This window comes from Pedobacter sp. HDW13, from assembly GCF_011303555.1.
Classification (GTDB): Bacteria; Bacteroidota; Bacteroidia; order Sphingobacteriales; family Sphingobacteriaceae; genus Pedobacter.
This window is the reverse complement of the sequence record NZ_CP049868.1, coordinates 713731-739158: the sequence shown is the minus strand read 5'-3', so window position 1 is coordinate 739158 and position 25428 is coordinate 713731. Positions and strand designations below refer to the sequence as shown.

20 protein-coding genes and 1 pseudogene are annotated in these 25428 nt (G+C 40.8%); 18 read left to right on the top strand and 3 right to left on the bottom strand.

The features are described 5' to 3' along the window. Positions 1 to 46 precede the first annotated feature (46 nt). From G7074_RS03055 to G7074_RS02985, 15 genes are all read left to right on the top strand, one after another. Entirely contained in the window at positions 47 to 2167 is a 2121-nt protein-coding gene (locus G7074_RS03055) for a RagB/SusD family nutrient uptake outer membrane protein (RefSeq protein WP_166206896.1), read from the top strand. A 26-nt stretch (positions 2168 to 2193) separates the two neighbouring features. Continuing rightward, positions 2194 to 3231 (top strand): DUF5017 domain-containing protein, encoded by a 1038-nt coding sequence (locus G7074_RS03050; protein WP_166206893.1) that lies wholly within the window; start codon positions 2194 to 2196, stop codon positions 3229 to 3231. Between the two features lie 109 nt (positions 3232 to 3340). Then, positions 3341 to 4540, top strand: coding sequence for an alpha-L-fucosidase (locus G7074_RS03045; protein ID WP_166206890.1), 1200 nt, complete (start codon positions 3341 to 3343; stop codon positions 4538 to 4540). Positions 4541 to 4668: 128 nt separating this feature from the next. Further along, positions 4669 to 5196 (top strand): hypothetical protein, encoded by a 528-nt coding sequence (locus tag G7074_RS03040; RefSeq protein ID WP_166206887.1) that lies wholly within the window; start codon positions 4669 to 4671, stop codon positions 5194 to 5196. Positions 5197 to 5257: 61 nt separating this feature from the next. Continuing rightward, positions 5258 to 6559: a glycoside hydrolase family 2 TIM barrel-domain containing protein gene (locus G7074_RS03035; protein WP_166206884.1), complete on the top strand. Its 1302-nt coding sequence runs from the start codon at positions 5258 to 5260 to the stop codon at positions 6557 to 6559. A 37-nt stretch (positions 6560 to 6596) separates the two neighbouring features. Further along, on the top strand, positions 6597 to 7715 hold the full coding sequence (locus G7074_RS03030; protein ID WP_166206881.1) for a glycoside hydrolase family 105 protein: 1119 nt from the start codon (positions 6597 to 6599) through the stop codon (positions 7713 to 7715). Further along, positions 7705 to 10134, top strand: a complete 2430-nt coding sequence (locus G7074_RS03025) for a polysaccharide lyase family 8 super-sandwich domain-containing protein (RefSeq protein WP_166206878.1) — start codon at positions 7705 to 7707, stop codon at positions 10132 to 10134. The genes G7074_RS03030 and G7074_RS03025 overlap by 11 nt, the downstream gene beginning before the upstream one ends. Before the next feature lie 79 nt (positions 10135 to 10213). Then, positions 10214 to 11947, top strand: coding sequence for a DUF4091 domain-containing protein (locus G7074_RS03020; RefSeq protein WP_166206875.1), 1734 nt, complete (start codon positions 10214 to 10216; stop codon positions 11945 to 11947). A 273-nt stretch (positions 11948 to 12220) separates the two neighbouring features. Next, the gene (locus tag G7074_RS03015; protein ID WP_166206873.1) at positions 12221 to 13477 is read left to right on the top strand and encodes a family 16 glycosylhydrolase; all 1257 of its coding nucleotides are present in this window, start codon (positions 12221 to 12223) and stop codon (positions 13475 to 13477) included. Positions 13478 to 13846: 369 nt separating this feature from the next. Next, positions 13847 to 14155 carry a hypothetical protein gene (locus tag G7074_RS03010; protein ID WP_166206870.1) on the top strand — a complete coding sequence of 103 codons (309 nt, stop codon included), beginning with the start codon at positions 13847 to 13849 and terminating at the stop codon, positions 14153 to 14155. A gap of 301 nt (positions 14156 to 14456) precedes the next feature. After that, positions 14457 to 15602 (top strand): phosphotransferase enzyme family protein, encoded by a 1146-nt coding sequence (locus tag G7074_RS03005; RefSeq protein ID WP_166206867.1) that lies wholly within the window; start codon positions 14457 to 14459, stop codon positions 15600 to 15602. Between the two features lie 481 nt (positions 15603 to 16083). Then, the gene (locus tag G7074_RS03000; protein WP_166206864.1) at positions 16084 to 17472 is read left to right on the top strand and encodes a hypothetical protein; all 1389 of its coding nucleotides are present in this window, start codon (positions 16084 to 16086) and stop codon (positions 17470 to 17472) included. A gap of 10 nt (positions 17473 to 17482) precedes the next feature. After that, positions 17483 to 18853: a Dyp-type peroxidase gene (locus G7074_RS02995; RefSeq protein WP_166206861.1), complete on the top strand. Its 1371-nt coding sequence runs from the start codon at positions 17483 to 17485 to the stop codon at positions 18851 to 18853. A gap of 170 nt (positions 18854 to 19023) precedes the next feature. Next, positions 19024 to 20082, top strand: a complete 1059-nt coding sequence (locus G7074_RS02990) for a hypothetical protein (RefSeq protein WP_166206858.1) — start codon at positions 19024 to 19026, stop codon at positions 20080 to 20082. Between the two features lie 67 nt (positions 20083 to 20149). Continuing rightward, positions 20150 to 20755: a M48 family metallopeptidase gene (locus G7074_RS02985; RefSeq protein WP_166206855.1), complete on the top strand. Its 606-nt coding sequence runs from the start codon at positions 20150 to 20152 to the stop codon at positions 20753 to 20755. Positions 20756 to 20864: 109 nt separating this feature from the next. Here G7074_RS02985 and G7074_RS02980 read toward each other — a convergent pair whose 3' ends face one another. The 3 genes from G7074_RS02980 to G7074_RS02970 form a co-directional block, all read right to left on the bottom strand. Beyond that, positions 20865 to 21194 (bottom strand): putative phage abortive infection protein, encoded by a 330-nt coding sequence (locus tag G7074_RS02980; RefSeq protein ID WP_166206852.1) that lies wholly within the window; start codon positions 21192 to 21194, stop codon positions 20865 to 20867. Between the two features lie 65 nt (positions 21195 to 21259). Continuing rightward, a complete protein-coding gene (locus G7074_RS02975) occupies positions 21260 to 21583 on the bottom strand; it encodes a YDG/SRA domain-containing protein (RefSeq protein WP_166206849.1) in 324 nt (107 codons plus the stop codon). 97 nt (positions 21584 to 21680) lie between these two features. Continuing rightward, a complete protein-coding gene (locus G7074_RS02970) occupies positions 21681 to 22064 on the bottom strand; it encodes a hypothetical protein (RefSeq protein WP_166206846.1) in 384 nt (127 codons plus the stop codon). A 765-nt stretch (positions 22065 to 22829) separates the two neighbouring features. Between G7074_RS02970 and G7074_RS02965 the strand changes: the two genes are divergently transcribed. The 3 genes and pseudogenes from G7074_RS02965 to G7074_RS02955 all read left to right on the top strand — a co-directional run. Beyond that, on the top strand, positions 22830 to 23645 hold the full coding sequence (locus G7074_RS02965) for a sigma-70 family RNA polymerase sigma factor (RefSeq protein WP_166206843.1): 816 nt from the start codon (positions 22830 to 22832) through the stop codon (positions 23643 to 23645). 4 nt (positions 23646 to 23649) lie between these two features. Next, positions 23650 to 24747, top strand: coding sequence for a hypothetical protein (locus G7074_RS02960; protein WP_166206840.1), 1098 nt, complete (start codon positions 23650 to 23652; stop codon positions 24745 to 24747). A gap of 520 nt (positions 24748 to 25267) precedes the next feature. Next, positions 25268 to 25357 (top strand): annotated as a pseudogene (locus G7074_RS02955) (EVE domain-containing protein); the annotation flags it as partial. Between the last annotated feature and the right edge of the window lie 71 nt (positions 25358 to 25428).

The window sequence follows — 25428 nt, the reverse complement described above, 5'->3', positions numbered from 1 at the left end:
TAAAAAATATAAGAACTATTAGTTCTCAATTCTAAAATTTAATAAGATGAAAAAAATATTCTTAATGTTTCTGGTGATGAGCCTATCGTTCATTTCCTGTAAAAAGTTTCTTGATACAGAGCCAACCGATTTTTTGGCCGAAAAGTATTATTATAACAGCAAAGATAAAATGATGGTTGCCTTGGCAGGGGTGTATCAGCCCCTGGCTACTAATCGTCTATATGGAGGTTCTCTGATCAACGAGTTTGGTGCAATTACGGATGAGACCTTCGTCAGATGGAATTATATAACCACAGGCGTAGTGGTAAATAGTTTTGATAGTGGAAGCCCTGTGGTTAACGGCTTATGGGTTCAATGTTATACCGGTATTGAAAGAGCCAACGTGTTGCTTGATAATATACAGGTTCCGGAGTTAAGTGAAGAAGATAGAAACGCTTTCAAAGGTGAGGCACTTTTCTTAAGAGCTTATTATCATTTTCTTTTAGCGAGTTATTTTGGCGATGTGCCCCTTAAGTTAACGCGATCTGAAGATCCGTCAAACTTAAAGGGTAACCGAACCCCGGCAAGGGACGTTTTTGCCCAGGTAATAGCAGATATGGAAACGGCAATACCATTGGTTAGGGATATCGATAAAATCGGACATTCAGGACGTGTTTCCAAGACAGCCGTTCAGGGAATTCTAGCAAGAGTTTGTTTGACCAGAGCCGGAGCAGCTTTTGCTTCAGCGGGCGACAGTAAAGTATATTATCAGGCTGCTTTAAAATGGGCAAAGGAAGTTGTTAGTAGTGGAAAGCATAAGCTCCTGGAAACGTTCAACAGCAGTCTTACCAATTCTGCTTATAGCCAGGTATTTATCAATATGCACCGAAACGTTTATAATATCGGTGAAAGTATGTGGGAGGTTGAGTTTCTCGGCGATGGAACAGATGGTAAAGGTAATTTAGGTACTTTGGGAAACAATCCCGGGATTACTACACAGTTTTCTGTTAATGAGATAACCAATTTGTACGGTTATAATTACAATAATTTCAATGTTTCTCCCCAATTCGTTGACCTGTACGAACCAGGAGATTTAAGGAGGGGTTGGTCAATTTCTCCATTTGGTTATCAGCGCTCAAGAAGAAGTGGAGATGCGACAGATGCAACAGATCAGCTCACCAAACTGAGTAAAGTTTATGTAGATTACAATACGGTTGATAAAGGCAATTTTGGCTACCAGGTTGGGAAATGGAGAAGAGAGATGGAATTATCTTATAACAAAATCAATAGTAATACTCAGATCAATTTTGCCATTCTGCGCTATTCTGATGTTTTATTGATGCTGGCCGAAGCAGAAAACGAGGTTAATGGTCCTACCCAGGTAGCATATGATGCAATAAACCAGGTGAGGAGAAGGGCTTTCGGTGAGCCGGTAAATGCAACTTCCAGTACTCCTTTCTCCAGTATTCAACATATAAGTCTTCAGGGAAGCGGTTCAGGTTCTGGAAGTGGGTACCTTCGAGATGATAATGTAACGGTAACAGTTAGCGATCCCTCGGGTGGAACCGGTGCGGTTCTAAAAGCTTCAGTCGATCAGGCAAACGGAAAAATATCAGGCGTTTATATTGAAAATCCTGGTAGAAAATATAGTGCTAGCACTACGATTCAATTTTCTACACCATGGCCTGCTTCAACTCCAGACTGGCAGCCAAATACTAACTATGCAATTAATAGCTACGTCCGTAATGGGGCAAATTATTACCATGTAACTAAAGCCGGTAGGTCAACAAATGTAGGTCCTACGCAAACCGGGGTTGGTGCCATCAGCGCTGTTGGGGTGACAGGTGCTATTTTTGAATATGCCCAGCAAGCTACTTTCTCCACCGTAATTGTGGGAACAACCGTTGTTGATCTTTCCGGGCTTTCTCAGACCACATTGCGTCAGGCATTGAAGCAGGAGAGATCAAAGGAATTATGTTTCGAAGCGCTGAGAAAGCAGGATTTAGTTAGATGGGGCGATTTTGTTTCAACAATGTCCGAATTTTCGCAAAGGATAAGGGCTATCAATAACTATTTTAATTACGGGCATTTGGCATTTACTAATGCTACGGCACGTAATCTATTACTTCCAATCCCTGCCGGTGAAATTGCTTCCAATAAGGAATTAGTTCAAAACCCAGGTTGGTAACGTATTTATTCTTAACAATAAAAATCATGAAATTAAAGAAATATTTGGCATTCAGTTCCCTAATTGCCCTGGTTTTCGCGGGATGTAAAAAGGAACTTGCAGTAAGAGATGTTGAATTCGATGTATTGAGTTATAATACAAGGCAAGTTCAAACAAATCAGTTTTTATTAGGTGATACAATCAATTTCAACTTTACCGGTAATCCTGATATGATAACTTTTTATTCCGGAACCCCGGGAGGCCGCTACGAATTCAGAAATAGAAAGGAAGCCAAGGGAACACCGCTATTGAGTTTTACCACCTCACATATCCAGAGAAACCAAAACCAACCGAATTCGTTGGCTGTGCTGGTTTCAAATGACTTTGCAGGAATTGTCAATGTAACCAGATGGTCTTTGGTTACTAGAGACACACTGGCGACGACCAGTAACATAAAATCGGCAACCTGGACAGACATAACTAGTCGGGCAACTATGTCCCCAGGTGACAATGCGAATTATATTTCATCTGGCTCAATCAATTTGGAGGAGTTCGCTGCAAGCAGCAAGCCCGTTTACGTAGGATTCCGTTATAAAGCAAACGCTGGAAGCATACAGCCGAGATGGTCTATTCGGGATTTCTTAATTAAAAACAAGCTTGATGATGGAACAGAATATACCATAGCAAATATGAACCTGCCTACAGCTCCGTTCACCAATTATGGTGTAAATTCTTATAATCCGGGTTGGTCAATGTCCAGAGATAATGCAGTTAGTCCTTTGGTTGGCTGGACCATAACCAGTGCCGCTCCTTTTACCCTCGATGTCCCTGCTGCTGCGAACCTTGCCACAGCTGCGCAGAACGCGGACACCTGGGCAATCATAGGGCCGATAAACCTGAGAAAGGTCTCGGCGGATAAGGGAGTCGTAGTGAAAAATATCGCCAATCGCGTAACCAGTTATACTATACCAAAGGTTAATAATTACAGTTCGAAAGCTACCTATAAAGCTGTTTTTGAAGCGTCAAACATCAATGCAGACCATCAGAAAGAGATGATAAAGGAGTTACAACTTGTAATTAAATAAGAATCCGGATGAGTAATGTATTTAATAGAGATCTCTTTAGCCTACCTCATTTTTATCTCGGGCGCTAAACCAAGTAAATATTGATAAGGACCCATTAAAATGTGTGCTAATGAGAATTAAAGTAACAATTACTATGGTCTTCTTTTTCCTGGGCAATGTCATTCTTGCCCAGGAAAAACCTGCTGATATAGCAAAAAAGAGAGACCTGATAGCAATAGAAGAGGCCAAAAATGGCTGGTGGAAAGAGGCTATGGCAAGTCACCAAGAGCGGATGCGCTGGTGGCGTGAAGGTAAATTCGGCATGTTTGTCCACTGGGGAATTTACGCATTACCTGCAAACGACTGGAAGGACCGCTCATTGGGTGGCTATAGCGAACACCTGATGCGCCGGGAAAAGATTACCAAAGCAGAATACTTAAAGATCGCCGAAGGTTTTAACCCCACCAATTTTGATGCAGATAAATGGATCAAAACCGCAAGGGATGCGGGAATGCGGTATTTTGTAATTACCGCTAAACATCATGATGGTTTCGCCATGTATCCTTCAGCGGTTTCTCAGTTTACACTGGGAAAAACAACCGAATTTAAAAGAGACCCTATGGCTGAACTTTCGTCCGCTTGTAGAAGGTATGGCGTTAAGTTCGGGTTTTACTACTCTCATGCCTTTGATTGGGAACACCCGGATGCACCTGGTAACGATTGGGAGTTTAATAACCCTGGTGGAGATAAAAATCTTTATGGAGGTCGCAGGTGGTATGACGAGCACCCCGAGTTGGTGGCAAAGGCTGCAAAATATGTTGATGAGAAAGCGATTCCACAATTAAATGAATTGATCGATAAATACCATCCGGATATATTATGGTTTGATACGCCACATAAGCTACCATATTCTGAGAACCTAAGGATTTTAAAAGCTATTTGGATAAAAGACAAGAACATTGTAGTAAATGGAAGAATAACCGATAGTTGGCCATATGGAGAGTGGGGAGATTACAAAAGTACCGATGATCAGCCTGTCGAGTTTTCGTCCAAAGGGGCAGATTGGGAAGGAATCCCTACTACAAATGATTCTTACGGCTATTCGAGAGCAGATAAAAACTACAAGTCGGTTTCCTTCTTTGTGCGTTTACTCATAAAAGCTGCTTCCCGGGGAGGCAATTTACTGATGAATATAGGCCCTAAAGGTGATGGAACCATTGATGCCCCTGACAAAAATATTTTAGGAGGTATCGGGAAATGGATGAGTAAAAATGGAGAAAGCATATATGGCACAGGGGCGTCTGGTTTGCCGCTGCAGAACTGGGGGTGAGTACAGCGAAGGCAAATTTTATTTATCTGCACGTACTTCAATGGCCTAAAAACGGGAGACTAATTGTTGGAGGTTTGCAAAGTGAAATTGGAAAGGCTTACCTGCTTTCTAGCAAAAACACTTTGGTCGTGAATAGGCTTAATCAACAGGATTTGATGGTTAGCTTGCCAAAATCGGCACCAGATAGCATCAGTACCGTAATTGTTCTGGAATTGAAGGGAAGTGCCAAAACTGACCTGAAACGCTTTGTCGACGCTAATTTATCTACCCAATTTCTTGCCTACGATGCAGAACAAAAAGGCGATCCGCTTAAGAAATCATCTGGGCAAAAGGACTCCTACTACTTATATGGATGGACAAACAACAACCAGGAAATTAGTTGGACTTTCAGGACTATTGAGCCTGGCAAGTTTAAGCTTTCTGCTGATTACATAGTGGATAACCAAACCGGAGGCAGCTACCTTTTAGCTGTCGATGGGGTAAAAACGCAGCACGATGTGAAACAAGGAAAAGATGGAAAGGGGATCCGGGAAACCATCCAGATAGGCGAAATCACACTCAAACCGGGTTTACATACCATTAGCATGATACCTGTTGAGATAAAAGGCAAGGAACTGATGAAAATTTTGGAGCTCAATCTTAGCCCCTTAGAATAACTGAGATATAAAAACACGAATTACCCTACGAAAAACAATTATTGAAAATTAACCTAAACGTATGAAAACGATCTTAAATCAAGTATTGCTTATTTCTGTGGTCATTTCAGTCTTCGCCTGTAAGCGCAATAGGCTTGAAGTAAAAGAAACCCCAACCACTCCAACCACTGTGGTAACAGATACCGTTGCTACTCCAGTACCTTTTTTAGTCAAAGGTATTTTTGCAGCAAATATTCCAGATATGAGACGCGCTGCCAGCTATGGTTTTAATGTCGTTCATTCCTATCAGTTTAGCAGTATGAATAATGATCAAATTAAGGCCTACATGGATTCGGCTGCAAGGTACAATTTGAAAGTTCATTTTCACCTGGGGGTTAAGACCTATAGCGCGACAATTTTTGACCGGGTTAAAGCACAGGTAAGCCAATACAAGAACCACCCGGCAATTTACTCCTGGTATTTGTCTGATGAGCCATCTGTCAAAGAGATATCTGTAGCTGAACTTAAGTCAGTGTACGATTGGATTAAACAGACCGACAGGGAACATCCCGTATATACTTCCAATTGGGAATTGGAAAACTTTAAAACGGCTTTAGATTACGATATGCCTCAGTTCTACAATGGGCCGCCCTCTGCGCTACGTAAAGGGAATTACCTAAACGGATACATGGCACGCGCTGCCAGGTTAGGCGTAAAGTGGGTAGGTATTGCCAATACGCATGACTGTATCGATTTTGCAGCATACCATTTGCCAGGTGCCGAGGTGCTCAGCCCTGACTTTATGCGCTCCAAGGTCACCCCTGGAAGTCCTGAAGAGGCAACGGTTTTACAGAAGATACGAAACATTCAAGCAAACCTGCAAAATCCGCCTTACCAAACATTGGGCACCTTTCCCGATACCCGGGATAAAATTAGGGGGCAAGCATGGGACTTGATTGCTCGCGGTTCCAATGGCTTATGGTATTGGTTGTTACAGCCTGAAAACAGCCTCCACGAACGTTGGGGATATTACACATTTTTTTTACGCCCCGCGCTCAGGACAGCATTTGCAGAAACACTGAAAGAGGTTACCGACCTTTGGCCCAGGGTTCACACACCCCTTCAAAATTCGTCTAATTGGCTATCAGGCCCTTCGAGTGAAGTTTTTTTCTGGTTCCGTAAAAGTGGAAACCAGATTACCATCATTGCAGTAAACGAAAGTGAATCTGTAATCAATGTTCAAACAAAAATTCCTGCTTTGTCTGGGTATTCTTCAAAGACATTTCAGGTTAATGGCGAAAACAGGTCGGTTCAGGTTGAAAACGGGAACCTATCTGATAGCTTCAAGCCCAATGAAACACATATTTATTTATTAACCCTTTAACCAATTTGCAGTCTTGCGAAAATAAAAGCGATGCCCTATGAATTTAAACATCATCAAAAATAAAGTTTCTTGTTCCCTTTTCGCTATTTTATTGCTTATCGGGTTCAATTCCACGGCACAGGATAGTGTGGATTCTATCTTCAGAAGCATGAATCGAGTAAATGACTGGCAATGGAAGGAGATCGATAAAAAAGGATGGAAAACTGCAAAGACCGATTGGACCTATGGTGTAATGTTAGCTGGAATGACCGAATTTGCACGGTTAAGCGGATGGAATAACTACCATAAAATAATTAGTGCATGTGAAGAAATGAATTGGAGTACCGGAAAAGAGCGTCTCTTCGCTGATGATTATTGTATTGCGCAGACTTATATCGACTGTTATAATTTATTAGGGAATTATGATTTTATCAAAGACTTCAAGAAACAGTCTGATAGTATTTTGAGTGTTTCACACGATCGGTCCCTGACATGGCAAAACGAGATTTATCTAAAGGAATGGGCATGGTGTGACGCTTTGTTCATGGGACCACCATCACTCGCCTATCTTTCAAGATCGCTGGATGATCCCCGTTACTTGAAAAAAGCCGCTGAACTTTGGTGGAAAACTTCTGATCACCTGTATGATCCGAAAGAGCGACTTTTTTACCGAGATAGCAGATACTTTGAAAAAAAGGAAAAGAATGGCCAAAAGGTGTTTTGGAGCAGGGGAAATGGCTGGGTACTCGCTGGTCTTGCCAGATTTATGACCGCAATGCCTAAAAATTTTCCGGACAGAGACCGTTTTATTAAGCAATTCAGGGAGATGGCAAAACGGGTTTCAGAATTGCAATTATCTGATGGTTCCTGGCGTGCAAGTTTATTGGATCCTCAAAATTATAATTCTAAGGAAACAAGTGGCACAGCATTATACTGCTTCGCCCTCGCTTGGGGAATAAATGAGGGGATCCTTGAGCGTAAGGAGTATCTTCCGAAGATTGAAAAGGCGTGGAATTGCCTGGTATCCTGTATTCATCCCGACGGAAAACTTGGATATGTCCAGGCCCAGGGTGCAGATCCACAACAGGTAGGGCCAGAGGATACCGATGTCTTCGGTACAGGTGCATTCTTGCTTGCAGGATGCGAAATGTTTAAGGTGAAATTTAATGGTAATTGAAAGTATGCCCGCAAGGATTTTAGTCAATGTTATAGGTATTCTGCTGCTTTCATTTACTTGTACAATAGCGGCTTCAGGTCAGGAATCTGCAGATGAAAGTATTGGCAGACTTCGTTTGGAATATGCCCAGGAAGCTTCCCTGGAAAAGAAAACGAAACTTGCTGACAGCGGATTGCTGTTTCTGGGGCTGCTGGATGATCGGGGGATATTTAAAGATAAGATCGAATATGAGAACCATATCCATGCCACTAAACTTTTGGAAAAGGCGGGTTTTGAAGATCAACAGCGCATGGGCTTTTTCCTTGCTGCCAATATGAACAGACTTCATGCTATTTCCGGGCAATTCAAATCCAACCAAGGTTCCATACCTGAAAAATTTTGGAAGGCGATTGAACACTATGGCACTTTAGAACTTAGCAGGTTAAACGATAAGCATAGATTTCATGCTTCTTGTTTTGCCATTCCACAGGCAGCATGCGGCATCTATTTTACGCTTTTCAAAGCTATGGAGGAGGTTGAAAAAAGTGAGCAGGCTAACCCGGTTATTCAGCAGGCCAATGCAATCTTGAAGAAGCTGGCCATGCAGTCCTGGACACAACCTTATCGCGGGGATGATACTGATAAGGATGTTGTTCAGGTAGAACGCTTCAGAAACCATGTTTGGTGGGTTGGCGGTAATGCACTTGCCTACAGACCGCTACTCAAGACCGCGATGATGGTAAAATCAACCAGGATGGCCGAAGTCGTGGCTGAGGTAGCAAAACGGAGCCTTAGTAATGTATCACAATCCACCTACAATGAAGCATTTTGGATTGAAGGGTTCACCGCAGATGGCGCAGGATGGGGGCATGGATTTCAGTCTTTGGTATGGGGATATCCAATTCATGGGGGAATAAGCGCCCTGGGCATATTAAACATGCTCAAGGGATCGTATTGGGCAAAACAACTCGACCGGGAAAATGCAGATGCAATTTTGAATTTTCTGCGCGGGAGTAGTTTTTATTATTATAAGGGATTTATTCCTCCATGCCTGGACAGGTATTCAACAGTCTATTTTCAGGAAAAGAGCTACCATATTCCCTATTTGGAGATGCTACAGTCATGTTTACAAAATTGGCCTGGTATTTTTTCTCAAGAGCAGCTCAAAGAGCTAAAACAATTGGAGGTAGAAGTGCTGAGAAATGATATTAGGATGCAGAATTTTACCCAGGGTGACTATAGCGGCACGCGATGGTTTTACAATAATGATGATCTTGTGAAAAACACAAAGGACTATTATGTAATGGTAAACATGGCCTCAAACCGTTGTGATGGCTTGGAAAGTGCCAAAGACTTTGCCGATGAGTATAATTTCTTTGCAAATGACGGACTTACTTTTTACCAAAAAAATGGAAACGAGTACAGAAAGATAATTGGAGCTATGGATATCACGGCGACCCCAGGTGTTACCGCGAGAGAAGGGGCGGAAAAGCTAAAGCCAGTGACCAACTGGAGAGGATATTGCAGCAAATATAATTTTGCAGGTGGTGCCACTTTTGGTGGAGAGAATGCGGTTGGTGCTTTCATTTTCGAAAAAATGAACGCTGAACAGAAGGGAAAAATAACGAATGATGGTAACAGCGTAATGTATGGAGTAAAGGCACATAAAGGTTATTTTATTATCGGAGACTACATCATCGCGCTGGGCGCTGGCATTTCAAATAAACAGCCGGAGTTGGAGGGGAATATCCGCACCTCAATCGATCAAACCGCCGTTAGCGGAGCACCGTTTAGATTTGAAAATGGCAAAAAGTCGGTTGTTGGAAATGGTCTGCAACTGATTCCAGTACTTAAAAAGCCTATATGGATAGGACAGGAAGGAGGATTTTCTTATACTGTACTGCCTGGCAATTCCTCCAACGCATATTTTACTTCGCAGAGAAAAGCAAATGAATGGGAAAAAAGGAATCTTGTTAATAGAAATAAAACAGGACTTCCCACTCATTCGAATATTTTCAGAATATGGATCGATCACGGCCGTGAGGCCCTCAATGGTCGATATGCATATGCTGTTTACGCAGGGAAGGGTCTGCCGGCAGTAGAGTTGCCCTTTAAAATTGTTCGTAACGATACGCTTGTTCAATGCGTACAATCTGTGGATCAAAAGATAACTGAAGCTGTATTTTACACCCCAGGCATTGAAATAAAGGCAGGGAGGATTAAATTCTCTTCATCCGCTCCTTGTGTAGTGCTAATAGAAGATAGGGGGAGCAGTGTTGATGTATCCTTGTCAGATCCAAAGATGAATACCGCACTGCAAAGGATTGAACTTACTATAAACGGAACATCGCATGTGATAGAGCTTCCGACCGCTAAAGATTGCGGTAAACCAGCCAGGGCTAGGATCAATATTGCTGCGTCAACGAAGACAAATCCTTAATGTATCCAATTAACGTAGACAGTGAATTCAACGCCCAAATTATTTACAAAAACGATCATCAACTGTAAAATTTTTTAATATGAAGTACCTAGTTATTATCTACTTGTCTCTCTTCTGTTTGGATGTTAGGTCTCAGGATGTAAGCCTTAGTTTACAAAAGGAACCGCAAATTTCCGCTCAAGCAATTATTAATAAATGGACTGAAGTTTCAAAAGAACTAAACCTGGGCTTTGCCTCATCAGATGTTCGCTATGCCAGAGAACTGCCACCAAAAGGTACGTTCCAGTCAACCTGGGAAGCAAAGGCCTGGAAGGGTGAAAAAATAAGTACCCAGTTACTGTTATGGGCTGGTAGGGATATTGCCAGGATTACTTTAGAAGTGTCGGATCTTAAAAACATTGAAGGCGGCACCATTCGGAAAGAAAATATTTCCACGGGTTTCTTAAAATATGTGATTACCGATGAATTTAAAGACGGGTGCAGTAAACGTCAGAAGAAGGACTATGACTCTTCATATGTTGCTGATATAATCGATACGAAAATTGCATCAGTATCTATAGCGAAAAATAGTACACAACCAATTTGGGTTAGTTTGAGGGTGCCAGCTAACACAAAACCTGGGAGCTATAAAGGTACCATTACCGTTCGGGGTGACAAGAACTATAATATGGGAATTAATGTGAAGGTTATTGATAAGACGCTGATTCCACCCGGTAAATCGCAATATGATTTAGATCTTTGGCAACATCCGGCAGCAATTGCCCGTGTACATAACGTACCCCTATGGAGTGATGAGCATTTTTCATTGATGAAAGGATACTATACAATGCTTGCAGAAGCTGGGCAGAAAACAATTACTGCCAGTATAGTGAATGAGCCTTGGGGACACCAAACTTATGATGATTATCCCTCTTTAGTAAAATGGATAAAGAAAAAAGATGGAACCTGGAAATATGATTATAGGCTTTTCGACAAGTATGTTGCATTTGTTATGAAATGCGGTATTTCTGAGCGTATCAACTGTTACAGTATGGTGCCATGGAAAATTGCATTCACCTATTTCGACGAAGCGCTTAACAAGGAAGGTGTATTCACCGATGCCATTGGCACAAATACCTACAACACTTTTTGGAAGACTATGCTCGTAGATTTTACGGGGCATCTTAAAGGAAAGAATTGGTTTGATAAAACTTATATAGCAATGGATGAAAGGCCAATGGAGGCAATGAAATCCGTGATCAGACTTTTGAAAGATATTGATAAAAATTGGAAAATAGCTTTGGCAGGTGATTATCATGCGGAGATAGAAAGAGATATCGATAATTACTGCATTGCCTCGAAGTGGAGTTTTCCGGATAGTGTCCTGCAAAGAAGGCGGTCAGAAGGCAAGATTAGCACATGGTACACCTGTTGTATTGAACCTTACCCAAATGGGTTTACCTTCTCTTCGCCAGCCGAGTCCGTATGGATAGGCTGGTATACCGCTGGAAAAAATATGGATGGTTACCTGCGGTGGGCATATAATAGCTGGACAGAGAAACCATTATTGGATAGTCGGTTTACTTCATGGCCGGCAGGCGACACCTACCTGGTTTATCCAGGCCCCTTAAGTTCGGTAAGGTTTGAAAAGCTATTGGAAGGTGCGCAAGATTTTGAAAAGATCAGGTATCTGAAATCATTGTACAAAAAAAATGGTCAAACTGATAAACTGATTCAACTTGACCGGGCATTAAAGAAGTTTGAGATAAGATCTTTGGCAGAGTTCACAGCTCAGGACATGATGGAAGAAACAAAGTCCCTGATTAATCACTAAAAGACCCAAACAGTTTGCCTGCTGAACTAACATAAACACTCAAACTTTGGAGACTGAGCGAGAATTGGACGGATACTGTGCCATTAACGATTTTAGGTAGGCCCTGACCAGGCTAATCGCCCATCAGCGCGAGAGTGGCACATTAATAACTTCTGATGATTTCAGACCAGATCCAATCGATATCTCTAAATAGTAAAACGAACTTCTATTTTTTGGTTCTGCAGGTAATCTAAATAAGTATAATAATCTAACCACAAAACAAAAAGAAAAACTATGAAACAAAAAATGCAACCTTCACTATGGCTGGCCAGTCTGGCTATCCTTGCCATGACTTCCTGTCGGAAAAACGAAAACATTGGTGATTTGGAAACAGAAAAATTAATTCGTCCTGAAGCAATCTCAGCAGTTAGCTCAGTTGCTGCTACGCCGACATTTATACAAATGTGGGGAGATGAGTTTAATTCATCTGGTTCTTTTAATGCTTCCAATTGGGCATACGCACAAAATGATGGCTCACCATGGAGCAGTTACTTAATTTCTAATCCAAATTATGCCTATCAGGATGGCAGTAATCTTGTGTTAAGGATGGATAATGCTACAGTGGCGGGTAACTCGCAGCCGTATCATGCAGGCGGGGTAACCTCCCGTGGAAAAATTAACTTAAAATACGGTAGGATAGAGGTGCGGGCAAAAATGAAAGAAGGGCAAGGTTCATGGCCTGCAATCTGGCTACTCCCAGAACCAGCTACTCAGCATGGCCCAAATCCTGATGGAGGAGAAATAGATCTAATGGAACATGTAAATAATGAAAACGTAGTATGGCACTCTCTGCACCGAAATAATGGTTCGTCTTCCACATCCTATGGTCATGTTAAAAATGATTATAACATTTACCGGTTAGACTGGACTCCTACATCAATAAAAATGTATACCAACAATGTGTTGGCTTATACCTATAACAAAACCGTTGGTGGTGACTGGAGGCAATGGCCATTTGATAGACCTTTCTATATTATTTTGAATCAGTCTGGAGGCCTTGGCTGGCCAGGTCCAATAACAAACTCCCAGTTACCTTTTACCATGCACGTAGATTATATTCGGGTGTACAAACTTACTCAAGCCGTTAATGGCAGTTTTGAAACCGCAAGTTTATCTCCATGGACGGCCTGGCAGCCAGTGGGTGGTGGGACAGTCTCGGTTGTTGCAAGTAATGCACGCTCAGGAAGTAGGGCAGTAAGCCTTCAGGGTGGACAAACTTCGGTAGAGCAAACCATTACAGGATTACAGCCAAACACAACTTATGTCTTTGGCGGATATGCTAAATTGGCCTCAACAGCGTTGGGGGCATCGATGGGAGTCAAAGGTTATGGAGGTGCAAACTTGGAACAAGCAATTACAACCACATCCTATCAGCAAAAGCTAATCACTTTTACCACTGGTTCGACAAACACTTCAGCAACAATTTTCTTATATAAATCTGCTGTAAACGGAACGGTGTATGGTGATGACTTTTATCTCGAAACACAGTAACAGCATTTCTTAGTTAAGCCCTAATTAGGATATAACGCAGTGAGAATCTGGGGAAATTCTTGAAATCCTTGGGGATTTGTTATGCCTCACAGGCAGTTAAATTCCGTTTGTTAAACGTAAAATTAATCTATCTACATGCCTTTAATTTAAAGGATGTCATCGTCCCTTGCGTTTTCAGCGGTCTTTTAACTGTCCTGTAGGCTACTTTAAGCTTTAGATTGTCAGGCTTGCAGCCCCGCAACATAGCATGGTTCATATCGAGGTCAAATGATTGATGTTTATAAATCAGTAAACAAGTAAAAAATTAAAAAGATCGGTTATGAGGAATATTTGAAAGCGCTCGAAAAAGTTAACCGTTTCCATCTTCAGTTGAAAAATGAAGAACTGAATATTAAAACAACTATTGAAAATTTTCAAATTAAAAATTCTAATGAATCTATTTTGGATCTTTTACAAAAACATTCCAATATAAGGACTATAAACGCCCTACGCTTTTTTTTGGGTTCGGAAATAAGAAACCGGAAAATTCCTTTTTCATGTGTTGCTGATGTCCCATGCAAATTTTTTGTAGAAAGTTATTCTTTTAGTGAATTAAAAAAAATCCATGGGATTGGCATCAGTAGTTTTCTGTCTTTACAAAGAATTTTGCAAGAGCGTGGTTATACACTGTTACCTTAATCGGAGTGCCTTTTTTTGATTTTGAAATCCACTGGCACGATGAAAAGAAAGTTTGTGGTATTCAATGCAAAACGATTATCAGTTGGTTGGGTCGTAGTAAGATTATAAATCGGTCAATATGCTAAAAACCAATCGGTTGATTCGTTTCGATAACTGGTGAGATACGGCAGGACATTTCGGAGACTTCAAGCGCTTAGTGTTAATGGTTGTAAGTAAACATTGAGCTACTTCTAGCGCAGGGTCCATTTGGAGAAATTATAAAGTAGTGACCCTTAACAATAAAAATAACAACTTAATTTTAATGGAAAAAAACAATTTAACTTATTCTGATATCCTTAATATTATTTCAAATTTCAACATAGAAGAAGAGATTGACAGCGCGGTTCCGTTTGGATCGGGACACATAAATGATACTTACAAAGTCTGTACGTTAGATAAGGCTACCCCGGATTTCCTTCTCCAAAAAATTAACCACAACATTTTTAAAGATGTTCCCGGTCTGATCAACAATATAATGCATGTGACTAACCACATAAAGGATAAGCTTGGTCAAATTGGTTGTGATAATGTTTTCCAAAGTGTACTTACCCTGATCCAGTGTAAGGATGGGGAATATTATTATTGTGACCAGGACGGCTGCTATTGGCGGCTTTATCTATTTTTGGCAGGGACCAAAAGTTATGATCTGGTAACCACACCTAAGCAGGCATTTGAAGGGGGGAAAGCTTTTGGAAGTTTTCAAACTATGTTATCGGACATGGATGCCAATAAACTTGTGATTACCATTCCGAATTTCCACCACCTCCCGTTTCGGTTGAAGCAGTTAAAGACGGCTAGGGAGGCCGATCTTTGCATGCGCGTATTGTGTGTGGCAGCCGAACTTGAATTTATCAATCAAAGAGTAGATAAAATGCACCAGATTGACCGTCTGGCCCAGCTTGGCTTCCTTCCGTTGCGGGTAACCCATAATGATACAAAATTTAACAATGTATTACTCAACGAGCAGGATGAAGCGCAGTGCGTGATAGATTTAGATACTGTGATGCCTGGATATGCTGCATTTGATTTTGGTGATGCAGTACGCACCATTATCAGTACTGCCCCGGAGGATGAACCGGACCTTGAAAAGATACAGCTCAATATAGACTTGTTCAGGGCTTTTACAGAGGGATTTATGCAACAAACAATACATCATATGCATACAACTGAAATTTATTCACTTGTAGATGGTGTCTTGCTATTGCCTTTTCTCATGGGAGTTCGATTTTTAACGGACTATCTAAATGGTGATACCTACTACAAGACGCAGTTTTCTGATCATAATCTGCAGCGTGCAAGGGCACAATTTAAGTTGGTAGAGAAACTCGAAGAAAGCCACAGCACACTTTATGGTATTATCATGGATTCAGTAATTATAAAAAATTTCAATGGTTCAAAAGTGTTATAAACTATTCCCTTTTTTTACTATCCTGATTATTTTGATCGTATTAGTGGTGGCTGAAAAATGGTTATTCAGGGATTGCAGCCATTAAGCGCGGGATTTCTAAGTAATTTTTGCAGACGGTTGTTTTATCGAAAATTACAGAAATTTAGCTTCAAAAAAATAAGACCAAGGGAAAAAGGTAAGTAAGCCCATGGTTTTGATGATCAATTGAGGATCAGCTAAGATAATTACCTCTAATGGTGATTGCGGGGGATGCCCTAGTAGTATTTGTCGTCATTTCAAATGGCGAAAAATAGGTTTTAGTTAGTTGACGGTTCTTTCTGGATAGAAAGAGCCGTTTTTTCGAAGTCATTTTTAAAGCGGCATTTATAAATTTCAATGTCCTGATTTTATCAACATAGGATTTCCTGATTTCAAGTATGATTTATAACTTTAAGTAAACCAATAAATAAACAAACTAATCAATTAACAAATCTCAAATTTTATGAGCGCCTGGAAATTTAATGCACCTGGAAACGTGCATGATTTTAAAGACCCATCTAAATGGCATGATGCCATGGAAAAAGAAGCCAAAGACATTATCAGAATTCTTGTAGGTCAAACCCTTGGGAAAGATTATGAAGACATTACCCCGGAAGATATTCTGGCTGTGGGACCTGAGCTTGCCTATGTAGATCCAACTGTTACCGCACCACCGGCTGATGCAGAAACTATTGGGATATCTCCCTGGGGAGCCTTTCCGCGAGCTGTGGAAAGAAATGCACCGTGGCCGTTTCCACCGGATGATATCGATTTCAAAGGGAATTTCAGGGCATCTGAACAATCCGGTAATGAAGATATCCATAATGGCCAGTTGAGTGACCTGAATGGAAATCCACTCACTTTTCCGGTTCGGCACAGGCAGGATGAATACCTGGAATGGACAGTTCGCCGCAACCAGGATGGTAAGATCACCAAAGCGATATTTGTAGCCGAAGGTTATGATTATTATGCTACTTTATTCGAAAATGACCCAACCTTGGTGAGGGATATGTACCGCGAATTCACGGGGATTAACAGTATTCAGGTGGATGAGCTCAGGGCACTGGAAGGGTTGCAAGTTTTGTATCCAGGTAAAACCAAGCCTGTAACCTTGGTTGAAAAAGGTGGGTTCAACTGGAGGAATGGCTACAATATTGATCCTGGAATCGTCCACCTTTCGCATCGTGCGAATTCCCTTGGTGCTGAAGTTAATTTGGCAGGCGTATCAGGGATTGCACGTAAAGGAACGGATGGGAATATCCTTAAAGTTGGAAAACCTGAACTATTGCTTTGCTGTTCAAATGGCGGAAATCCCAATCGGAATAGCGATCCGCTTATTGGAGAACAGGCATACGCGCAGGTTTTAGCAGCTTATCACTATACACTGGCAGATCCGGTGGGACTCTATATTGCGGCAGTTGAAGAGCAGCGATTGACTTTGCCAAACGGAGAACCTATACCACGTGAATGGTGGAAAGTAGTGCGAGGCTCGGACCTTTGGATTCCCGCAGAAAGCAGGGTTTTACGTTTGGAATTGGAAGTTCCAGCCAGCGAAGGCTTAATATTGGCAGATTTATTAATTGATGGAAACCCGGTTGTTTATGGCGCACAATTGGCCCAGTTGCTTTCTGTTCATCTCTTTGTTACCCGATGGAAGCGTACTACAAATTCAGTTGGTCCTGTTGTAAACTGTGAATGCACCTGCTGTAGAAAAACAGGAACCAAAATATTGGTTTTGAATAGTACAGGAGCCTGTGTACCTGGTTATGAGCTGGCCTTTGAGGGCTTACTGCCAAAACCTAAAGAGATCGAAGTGAAAGCTAGTGCTTTTAAATCCATTACTAGGCTTTAGCTATTGGTTTATGAGTAATCTTGATGACATTCAGGGAAACATCCTTGCAGGGTTTAATACGAATTTTCAGGTGTTTGCTGGCTTAACCAATAATACAGAGGATGCCTGGCAGGAAATTGCTTTCTGGCTGGCAGCGCGCGCTCCAGAGCTAACCTCAGTTAATCAAGTGCGGGAGCAGCGGAGGCCGATTCGGGATATGGATCGCTTGCAGGATATTTCATGGCTTTCGCTGGCCTTAAGCTATAAGGTTTTTTCAAAAACATCACCTGATGTGTTATTTAATGATGCGGCTTTCCGGCTTGGCATGGTGAGACGTGCAGGTCCGCTTTTAGGCGACCGAACTCCTCAAACTAGCTGGAAAATAGGCGGGGAGAATAATCCAATTGATATTCTTTTAACCATAGGGGCTAACGATAGAAATACCGCCGAGGAGCGGGCAACTGAACTAATTAACAGTGCTAAATTGGCGGGCTTAAAACAAACTTATTTTGAGACCGCTGAACGCAATAAGGACTTGGAGCACTTTGGGTTCAGGGATGGGATTTCACAGCCTACGGTCAAAGGCTTTGATCTGGATGGAGAATTGGAAATGGGGAACTTTGTTTTTGGATACCCCAAGGTTGAAGGAGGGACTGCTGAATTTGCCGGTACGGATCCCAGGCAGTTAACAGCAAATGGTTCATTGCTCGTCATTCGCAGGCTAAATCAGGATGTTCAAAAATTCCGTTCATTTTGCGATCAGAAGGCACTTGAGTTACAGCTGCATCTGCCTGGTGTTACAGGAGAACATGTTCAGGCATTGATTGTTGGTCGTTGGCCTAACGGGGCCCTGGTTTCTTTCACGCAATCGGCAGATCCCGGAGCAATCCCAGATGATAATGTGTTCGATTTTTCTGACGATCAGGATGGAAAAGGCTGCCCCTTTGGTGGGCATATCAGGAAAGTTAATCCCCGTAAAGGCCCCAAAGATGTCGTTGATGTGCCCAGGTTATTAAGAAGGGGTATTCCCTATGGGAAGCCTTTCGAAGAAGAACCCCAGGGAGAAAAGGGATTAATGTTTGTTTCCTATCAGACTTCGATTGAAGACACTTTCGAGTTTATCAGTGCGAAGTGGATGAACGGGGTTGACCGGCCTGGCAGGCAACCTGGAAATGATCTTCTGGTAGGACGTTCTAATCTAAACAGGAGTTTGAAGCTTAGTTGTCCTCTAGGAGAGGTAAATATATCTGATGATAAGCAAAATTGGGTGATTCCAACCGGAGGAGCATATTTGTTCAGTCCGGGGAAAGCGGGGCTAAGTAGAATTGCAGATAGGCCGCAGGTCTCGTTTAGTATTGGTGTTAAACGTTTAATCCTGGATTTAAAAGATTCCTTTTTTTAGGTTTTAGTTATATCAAATTCAAGCGGAAACGAATTTAGCATTCATTTCCGCTTTCTTTTTAACTTTCCTGGTATAAGAGCAATATCTTATGGTAAATAATAAATAAAAATAGACAGCTTGTTGAATATTTTTATGGATTTAATATTTTGGCATCTTTATTTATTCTAGCAATGAGCCTTATCTCAATTATTTATGGCAATGCCTACCCGATTATCATCAGTGATCGTGCGATTTCAGACCCTGATATTTTGGAAAACATTGTTATTCCTTCTACAGGTAAGGAAACAGGATCCCCAGTACCGGTGGTCGAGTTTCGGGTTAAATCTACTATTATTAAAGATATTTTATGTGTTGCATTTGCAGGGTTGGTTTCACAGATTGAAGCCCTGCGCAGCTATATTGTAGATTATTTTACGCATAGGGACATCAATAAACAATCTTTACTCATCCTTGTAGATGACATTAGTGATAATTTCGAGGAATACTCCAGCGTGTCTGTCCTTTTGGCACTTGGCGGTCCGGAATTGGAAGATAATAAGCTTATGGTCGTGTGTTTAGGTAATTGGCTCCAGGATCACAGTAAAACCAATTTGGATATTTTGGCTACGGGAAGTGGCGCTTCTGAATGGGTAAAGCATTTTGTCGAAAACGAAGGTTATTCCCAAAGCATGGGAGATAGACGCACTGATTGTATATTTAGGGCGCTGACAGCTTGCATTAAATACATCAGTTTAGAATTTGGCAGCGAAGAAAATCTACTTGACGGCTGGGGTGCTGGATTTGATATAGTCTATTATGAAGGTGGTAAATTTCATCGATATGACAATGTCACTTATTCGTTTTTGTATGTTCGGGAAGATAATTTGGATGCGGTAAAAATTGTCTCTTTAAACCATAACAGATACGAAGATGAAAATGTACTGGTCATGAATTATGATTTCTACGGAAAATTCAAATTTTCTTTAATTCCTCCATTTGGAGTTAAAGAAAGTTTGAGTATTCAAGGTATTACACTAGCCTGTAAAAGCCACGATGTGATAACAGGACTTTTCATTAGGAAACTCAATGATGAGATTGTACGAGTTGCTTTGCTAATTAAAGAATGGGAGTCTGATGAAAAGCCTATGTTTATCGGAATAAAATCAGAGGACAGTTTTCGTTATGCCTTTAAACAAGAATACAATGAGGCAGTGAATAAGGGGTTGAAGCAATTTATGGATATTCAATGAAGCAAGTAAAGGTCGAGGATAGAAAAAAGCTGAATTTTGCTAAAAAACATTAATAAAAAGTAGATAAATGAGGCTCAAATGCTATTTGATTATCTTGGTTTGTACAATCCTAAGCGCCTGTGGCCAATCTGGCCAGGAGGAGAACGAAAGGGTGATCATCGGAAATGAATACAAGGGAATGAAGTCGCTAACGGTCAAAAGGTTGGCAAGGCTTGGTGACAGCAACGCACGTAACCAGGACTTCGGGAATGCATTGGATTGCTATTTAAAAGCGGATTCAGTAGAACCTAATAATCCTAATGTCTTAAATGCGCTGGCCAATATTGAAGGTCACATGGGAAAAACGGACGAATCTATCGTTCATTTCAAAAAGGTAATTCAATTAGATAGCAATTATTTACAGGCCTATGCCAGTTATGGAACTATACTCGGGGAAGTTAAAAGATATCCCGAGGCTATGGCAATCTTAAAGAAAGGTTTTGAAAGATCAAAACAAGATCAGTTTGAGTATTATGTATTGAGCTTTAATTTAGCGATCTATAGTTATAAAATCGGCAACTGCGAAGATGCGGATAAATATATTGCCATTGCAAAAATGAACCGGTTTCGCAATGAAAATTTTAATACAGAAACCATTAAGACCGCAAATATCATTAAACGGGACTGTAATTAGAGCTTTATGAATTGTGTAACGAATCTCATTCCAAACTGTATATCCGGCTTTCTCCAATAGTTACTGGTATTACATTTTTTAAGTTTAGATCAGAGTACAGGCCCCGGGATTAAATAGCATCAAATATGGTGTTTAGATCTATGAGATGGGGTTTGAAACGTTTTAGGGGAGACAGATTTAGCTTAGTTTTTTCGAAGAAATTATATTCATCCAATAGATTATGGGAATTGAAGGTTTTGTTTCTGTTTAGTCCTTTATCACTCAGTACGTTGTAATAGATCAGGGCCAATTCGTTATTGGATAACTGCGCCTGTATGAGGTTAATGTAATTCAAATGGTCATTAGTCGGTTTTCTGGTTTTTAACGTAAACTGGAGTAGGTTATACAGGTACCTGAAATAATGGCCGAGTTCGGAATGAAAGTTTTTATAGAAATTCATATAAGCGATATTGAAATCATCTCTAAGCCTTGTTTTGGAGAAAATGGGCTTTTGTGTTTGCACCCCTAATTACTCTCACGGGTAATCCTTCCTCCATGCTTTTTCAATAGCCCAGCGTTGCCTCGGTTATTCCAGTCTTGGTCTTTAGTTTGCTTTTTACTGTCACCTTCGTTACCGCCAGCACCGGTATAAATGATTGTATCACCAAGATCCTTGTCATCTGCGTAGCCCCCTGAAAGTACTATTGCTGCAATGCCTGTTATCCCTGTCCCATCTATTCCTCCGGCCCAGTTTCTATGGAAACTATCCTTCATCATAATTCTTCTATCTTCAAATTGATAGCCTTCTGCGATACCTTTTATCTCTCCAAATATTATTGGCTTAGTCATGAAAAGTTACAGCTTAAATTAGTTACGGTTAATTTTTAATATGAGCTTGTTGATTATCTATCCTTCTTGCAATTGGTATATGATGAAATAAAATTGCTTATGGTTTAGCATTATTTTCATATTTAGAAGCAAACTCCCTCAGTTTTTTTACCATTTCCGGATTATTAACCTCTTTATGGCCGCCATTATCCTCCTTTATTATTATTTTTTTGGTCAATCCAATAGATAATAATCTTTTATATTCGACTTGTAGCGCTCCAGCAAGCCCTGTTTGTTTTCTTGGCTGTGAAATAAGTAGCTCTTTATTATCAATTTCTAAAATTTCACCAACTTCGTTTAGTCGTTTTAAACTAGGCTGGGCAATATTTGAATTCCATTTGCTTATTGTTGTATCATCAACATCTAGATATAATGCCAACGCAGCAACTTGAAGAGGCGAATCCTTAATGGCTTTTGCTATATCATTTATTTTCTTAGACATTTTATCTTGATAAAAACTTGCATAATAGTCAAGTAATATTTATATTTGTTTAATAATTAGTTTAATAGCGACAAATAGAGTAAGGATTATATCTTGCTTTTTACGATGTCTCTCATGAAAGAAAACCGTCAAACTTTCCACATGAGCCGATCGTGAGTTCGCCGTATCTATTGAGTTTTGTTATCTTCGTGATATCATATTCAATAGGGCGCAACTCATGTCAGTCTTTTGTGGAACTTAAGCCTTGGCTTAAGTGGTTCTTGACGGTACCTCTTTCAAAAGCATTGAGTTTCGCCCTATTGGTTGATACCAATCTGGTTTGCCTTCTGCTTTGTAGAGTTTACATCGTTTTACATAAAAATTAACCGGTTATGAAAACGAAAAAATTAAGCGCCATCAAAATCATTCACCTCCAGGAAGTGATTCGTAATTATTCCCTACAACTATTATTAAAGAACGTTATTTGTTCTCCATCGTAATACGTGCCAGAATTCCAAGTTAAAATATAGCCCAAAAAAGCAGAGGCTAGTGTGAAGAGAGCGCACAAAGCCCAGCAGGTTAATTTAGCTTGTTACCAGCCCTTTATTGCTAATTAGGCAAAGGTGCAGCACAATGGTTTTTCGCAATCCCAAGGTAAGTATCTTTTTTCTAATAACAAATATGGTTTACCATATCCGCAGATATTAACGCGGAAGGGCTGGTTTTTGCTTTATTTCGCCCCCATTATCTTAATAATAATTTGAATCAGAACATAAACACTGATTTATGAGAGCAGAAACCACATATAACATAAACGAGAAGAGTTTTTATTTCAACAAATTCAGCAGTGGTGATGAAAGAGGCCTTGAATACTTTTATAATCAGCTCTATCCTTCGTTATTTTATCAAAGGAGAAGGTACATCAAAGATGACGTTAACGCGGACTGTATCGTTAGCGAAGCTTTTCTTCGTCTTTGGCTCATCAGAAATAGTATAACCTGTCCGAACCACCTTAAAAGCTTTCTCCATAGCACCACCCTAAAGGCCTGCAAAGCTTACTATAAGATCTCCAGCCACAATTTTCAACGGAATATGCTCAAACTCGACGAGATCGAAAACTATCAGGAGTTCATCGGAGGCTACGATCCGGAGACTGAACCGGATCCCGAAGATGTAATATATCAGGAAGAATTGGATGAACGCTTAAAGCTAAAATGGCGGCAAGTCGAGGCGGTCATGCCTAACCTTAACGAAAACCAGCAGCTGTTTATTCAGCTATGCCTTAAATATAATTTCAACTATGAACGCATTGCCTGGCATATTGGTGGCATTTCGGATTATCAGGTGGCCCGAACCGTGGAAAAAACACTGGAAACATTAAAATCAATTCTGACCAGCTCACAAAAACTTGAGTCTACCGGAAAAGCCAAGAAATTCAAATTTGAGGGCGATCTCTGTGAGGAACAATCCCGTATTCTGCACATGCGGTATGAACTCCAGTACAGTTTTGAAGAGATCGCCAGAGCATTGAATTTAAGCCAGGAGCATATCAAAAGAGCTTTTGTGCTAGCCTATACCAAAGTAAAAAGGATAAAAAATTAATGCCATGGAAAAAGAAACGATGATTGTCACCCGTAAAATCCAGCTACTGATTGACTCGGACGATAAAGAAGTGATCAGAGCTGCGAAGGATCAGCTATACGACTGGCAACGCATTTGTTTCCGTGCTGCCAATATGATCATGAGCCACCATTTTGTGCAGGAACAGGTAAAGGATTTCTTTTACCTGACCGAGGAGATCAAGCTGAAAATAGCCGATGAGAAAAAGGAAGCGAACGGGATACTGAATTCCTCACGCCAGAATACTACCTACAAACTGCTTTCCAATCATTTCAAGGGGCAGATTCCTACCAATATCCTAAGTAACCTCAACAATACTTTAATATCCTCTTTCAACAAAGAGAAGGATGCTTATTGGAAAGGAGAAAAGTCATTGAGGAACTACAAACGCAATATCCCACTGCCTTTTGGGGCAGAGGTAATTTCCAAACTGGCCAAAACTTCTGACCACAGGAATTTTACCTTCAGGCTTTTTCAGATTCCCTTTAGAACTTATCTTGGAAAAGACAGGTCGGACAAAAAGATCATGCTGGAAAGGATCTTGGGCGGTACATTGAAACTCCGCGCCAGCCACATTCAGCTCGATAAGGGTAAGGTATTTTTGCTAGCTGCTATAGCGATCGAAAAAGAACAACATGTACTTGATCCCATGATCATTGCCGAAGCCTCACTTTCAATAGAGCACCCGGTAACGGTTAAGATCGGTAGGCACGAGCATGCAATTGGAAACAGGGAAGAATTCCTATATAGGAGGCTAGCAATACAGTCGGCGGTAAACAGGGGCAAAAAAGCCGTAACTTTTAACCGTGGCGGCCATGGCAGGAAGCGGAAAATGAAAAGCGTTGAAGATTACCGCAATATGGAAAAACGGTATGTGGAGTATAAACTACATGTCTACAGCCGGATGCTGATCGATTTCTGTGTGAAACACCGGGCGGCAACATTATTACTGATTAACCAGCAGGAAAAAGAGGAAATAGCGAAAGAAGATCATTACCTGTTGCAGAACTGGAGCTATTATAGCCTTAAGGACAAAATCAACTATAAGGCAGAAATGGCAGGCATCCAGATGATTGTTGAGTAAGATATTAAGAGGTTTTTTGCAGAACCGTAGGGTGAGATAGCAATATCCTCACAAGCCGATTAAACTAGGCGTTGCAATGGCGGACTTCATGTTAGAGAAGAAATAAAAATGCATACTACTGTTGAAAATATAAGAGGCTGCTTGTACAGCCGCAGGGCGGGTCATGGTTATAACTGCCGAATCTGACAAGATGGTACAATATCTATGGGCACTATTGATTAAAAAAATAAGTGAGTCTACTTAAATAACAAAAAATGAAAGTAAAACCATCGGGATGAAGATCCGGTAGGCTAGAAAAAGCATCCCATCGGTTTACAGGCCGAAATGAGGCGTTGGAGAACTAAATTAATGCTTGCCTTTAGGTTTCTGGCTTAGCCGCTTAATTAAATCATCATCTAAATCTTTTTATATTTTACTCATTCTTCCTATTCCATTCCCTTTTCTTAGTTTTGAAGTTTAAACAATAACAATACACAAACTGCTTATCGGTACCGTTTAAGCCCTTTAAAAATAGAAAATAATGAATCATTGGTTAGTGAAATCAGAACCCTTTAAATACAGCTGGGAGAAATTTAATGCGGATGGCCGCACCTTTTGGGATGTTGTGCGCTGTTTTTGAACCGTTTTAAGATTTGGTTCAAGCGTATTTCTGCTTCTAATTTCCACTGATTTTGCCCTAAA

Excerpts from the sequence above, each read along its gene's own strand:
- G7074_RS03005 (WP_166206867.1), top strand. The coding sequence starts at position 14,457 with ATGGAAAAAAACAATTTAACTTATTCTGATATCCTTAATATTATTTCA.
- G7074_RS02995 (WP_166206861.1), top strand. The coding sequence starts at position 17,483 with ATGAGTAATCTTGATGACATTCAGGGAAACATCCTTGCAGGGTTTAAT.
- G7074_RS03020 (WP_166206875.1), top strand. The coding sequence starts at position 10,214 with ATGAAGTACCTAGTTATTATCTACTTGTCTCTCTTCTGTTTGGATGTT.
- G7074_RS02970 (WP_166206846.1), bottom strand. The coding sequence starts at position 22,064 with ATGTCTAAGAAAATAAATGATATAGCAAAAGCCATTAAGGATTCGCCT.
- G7074_RS03055 (WP_166206896.1), top strand. The coding sequence starts at position 47 with ATGAAAAAAATATTCTTAATGTTTCTGGTGATGAGCCTATCGTTCATT.
- G7074_RS02965 (WP_166206843.1), top strand. The coding sequence starts at position 22,830 with ATGAGAGCAGAAACCACATATAACATAAACGAGAAGAGTTTTTATTTC.
- G7074_RS03045 (WP_166206890.1), top strand. The coding sequence starts at position 3,341 with ATGAGAATTAAAGTAACAATTACTATGGTCTTCTTTTTCCTGGGCAAT.
- G7074_RS03035 (WP_166206884.1), top strand. The coding sequence starts at position 5,258 with ATGAAAACGATCTTAAATCAAGTATTGCTTATTTCTGTGGTCATTTCA.
- G7074_RS02975 (WP_166206849.1), bottom strand. The coding sequence starts at position 21,583 with ATGACTAAGCCAATAATATTTGGAGAGATAAAAGGTATCGCAGAAGGC.
- G7074_RS03050 (WP_166206893.1), top strand. The coding sequence starts at position 2,194 with ATGAAATTAAAGAAATATTTGGCATTCAGTTCCCTAATTGCCCTGGTT.
- G7074_RS03030 (WP_166206881.1), top strand. The coding sequence starts at position 6,597 with ATGAATTTAAACATCATCAAAAATAAAGTTTCTTGTTCCCTTTTCGCT.
- G7074_RS03025 (WP_166206878.1), top strand. The coding sequence starts at position 7,705 with ATGGTAATTGAAAGTATGCCCGCAAGGATTTTAGTCAATGTTATAGGT.
- G7074_RS03015 (WP_166206873.1), top strand. The coding sequence starts at position 12,221 with ATGAAACAAAAAATGCAACCTTCACTATGGCTGGCCAGTCTGGCTATC.
- G7074_RS02960 (WP_166206840.1), top strand. The coding sequence starts at position 23,650 with ATGGAAAAAGAAACGATGATTGTCACCCGTAAAATCCAGCTACTGATT.
- G7074_RS02985 (WP_166206855.1), top strand. The coding sequence starts at position 20,150 with ATGAGGCTCAAATGCTATTTGATTATCTTGGTTTGTACAATCCTAAGC.
- G7074_RS03000 (WP_166206864.1), top strand. The coding sequence starts at position 16,084 with ATGAGCGCCTGGAAATTTAATGCACCTGGAAACGTGCATGATTTTAAA.
- G7074_RS02980 (WP_166206852.1), bottom strand. The coding sequence starts at position 21,194 with ATGAATTTCTATAAAAACTTTCATTCCGAACTCGGCCATTATTTCAGG.
- G7074_RS02990 (WP_166206858.1), top strand. The coding sequence starts at position 19,024 with ATGAGCCTTATCTCAATTATTTATGGCAATGCCTACCCGATTATCATC.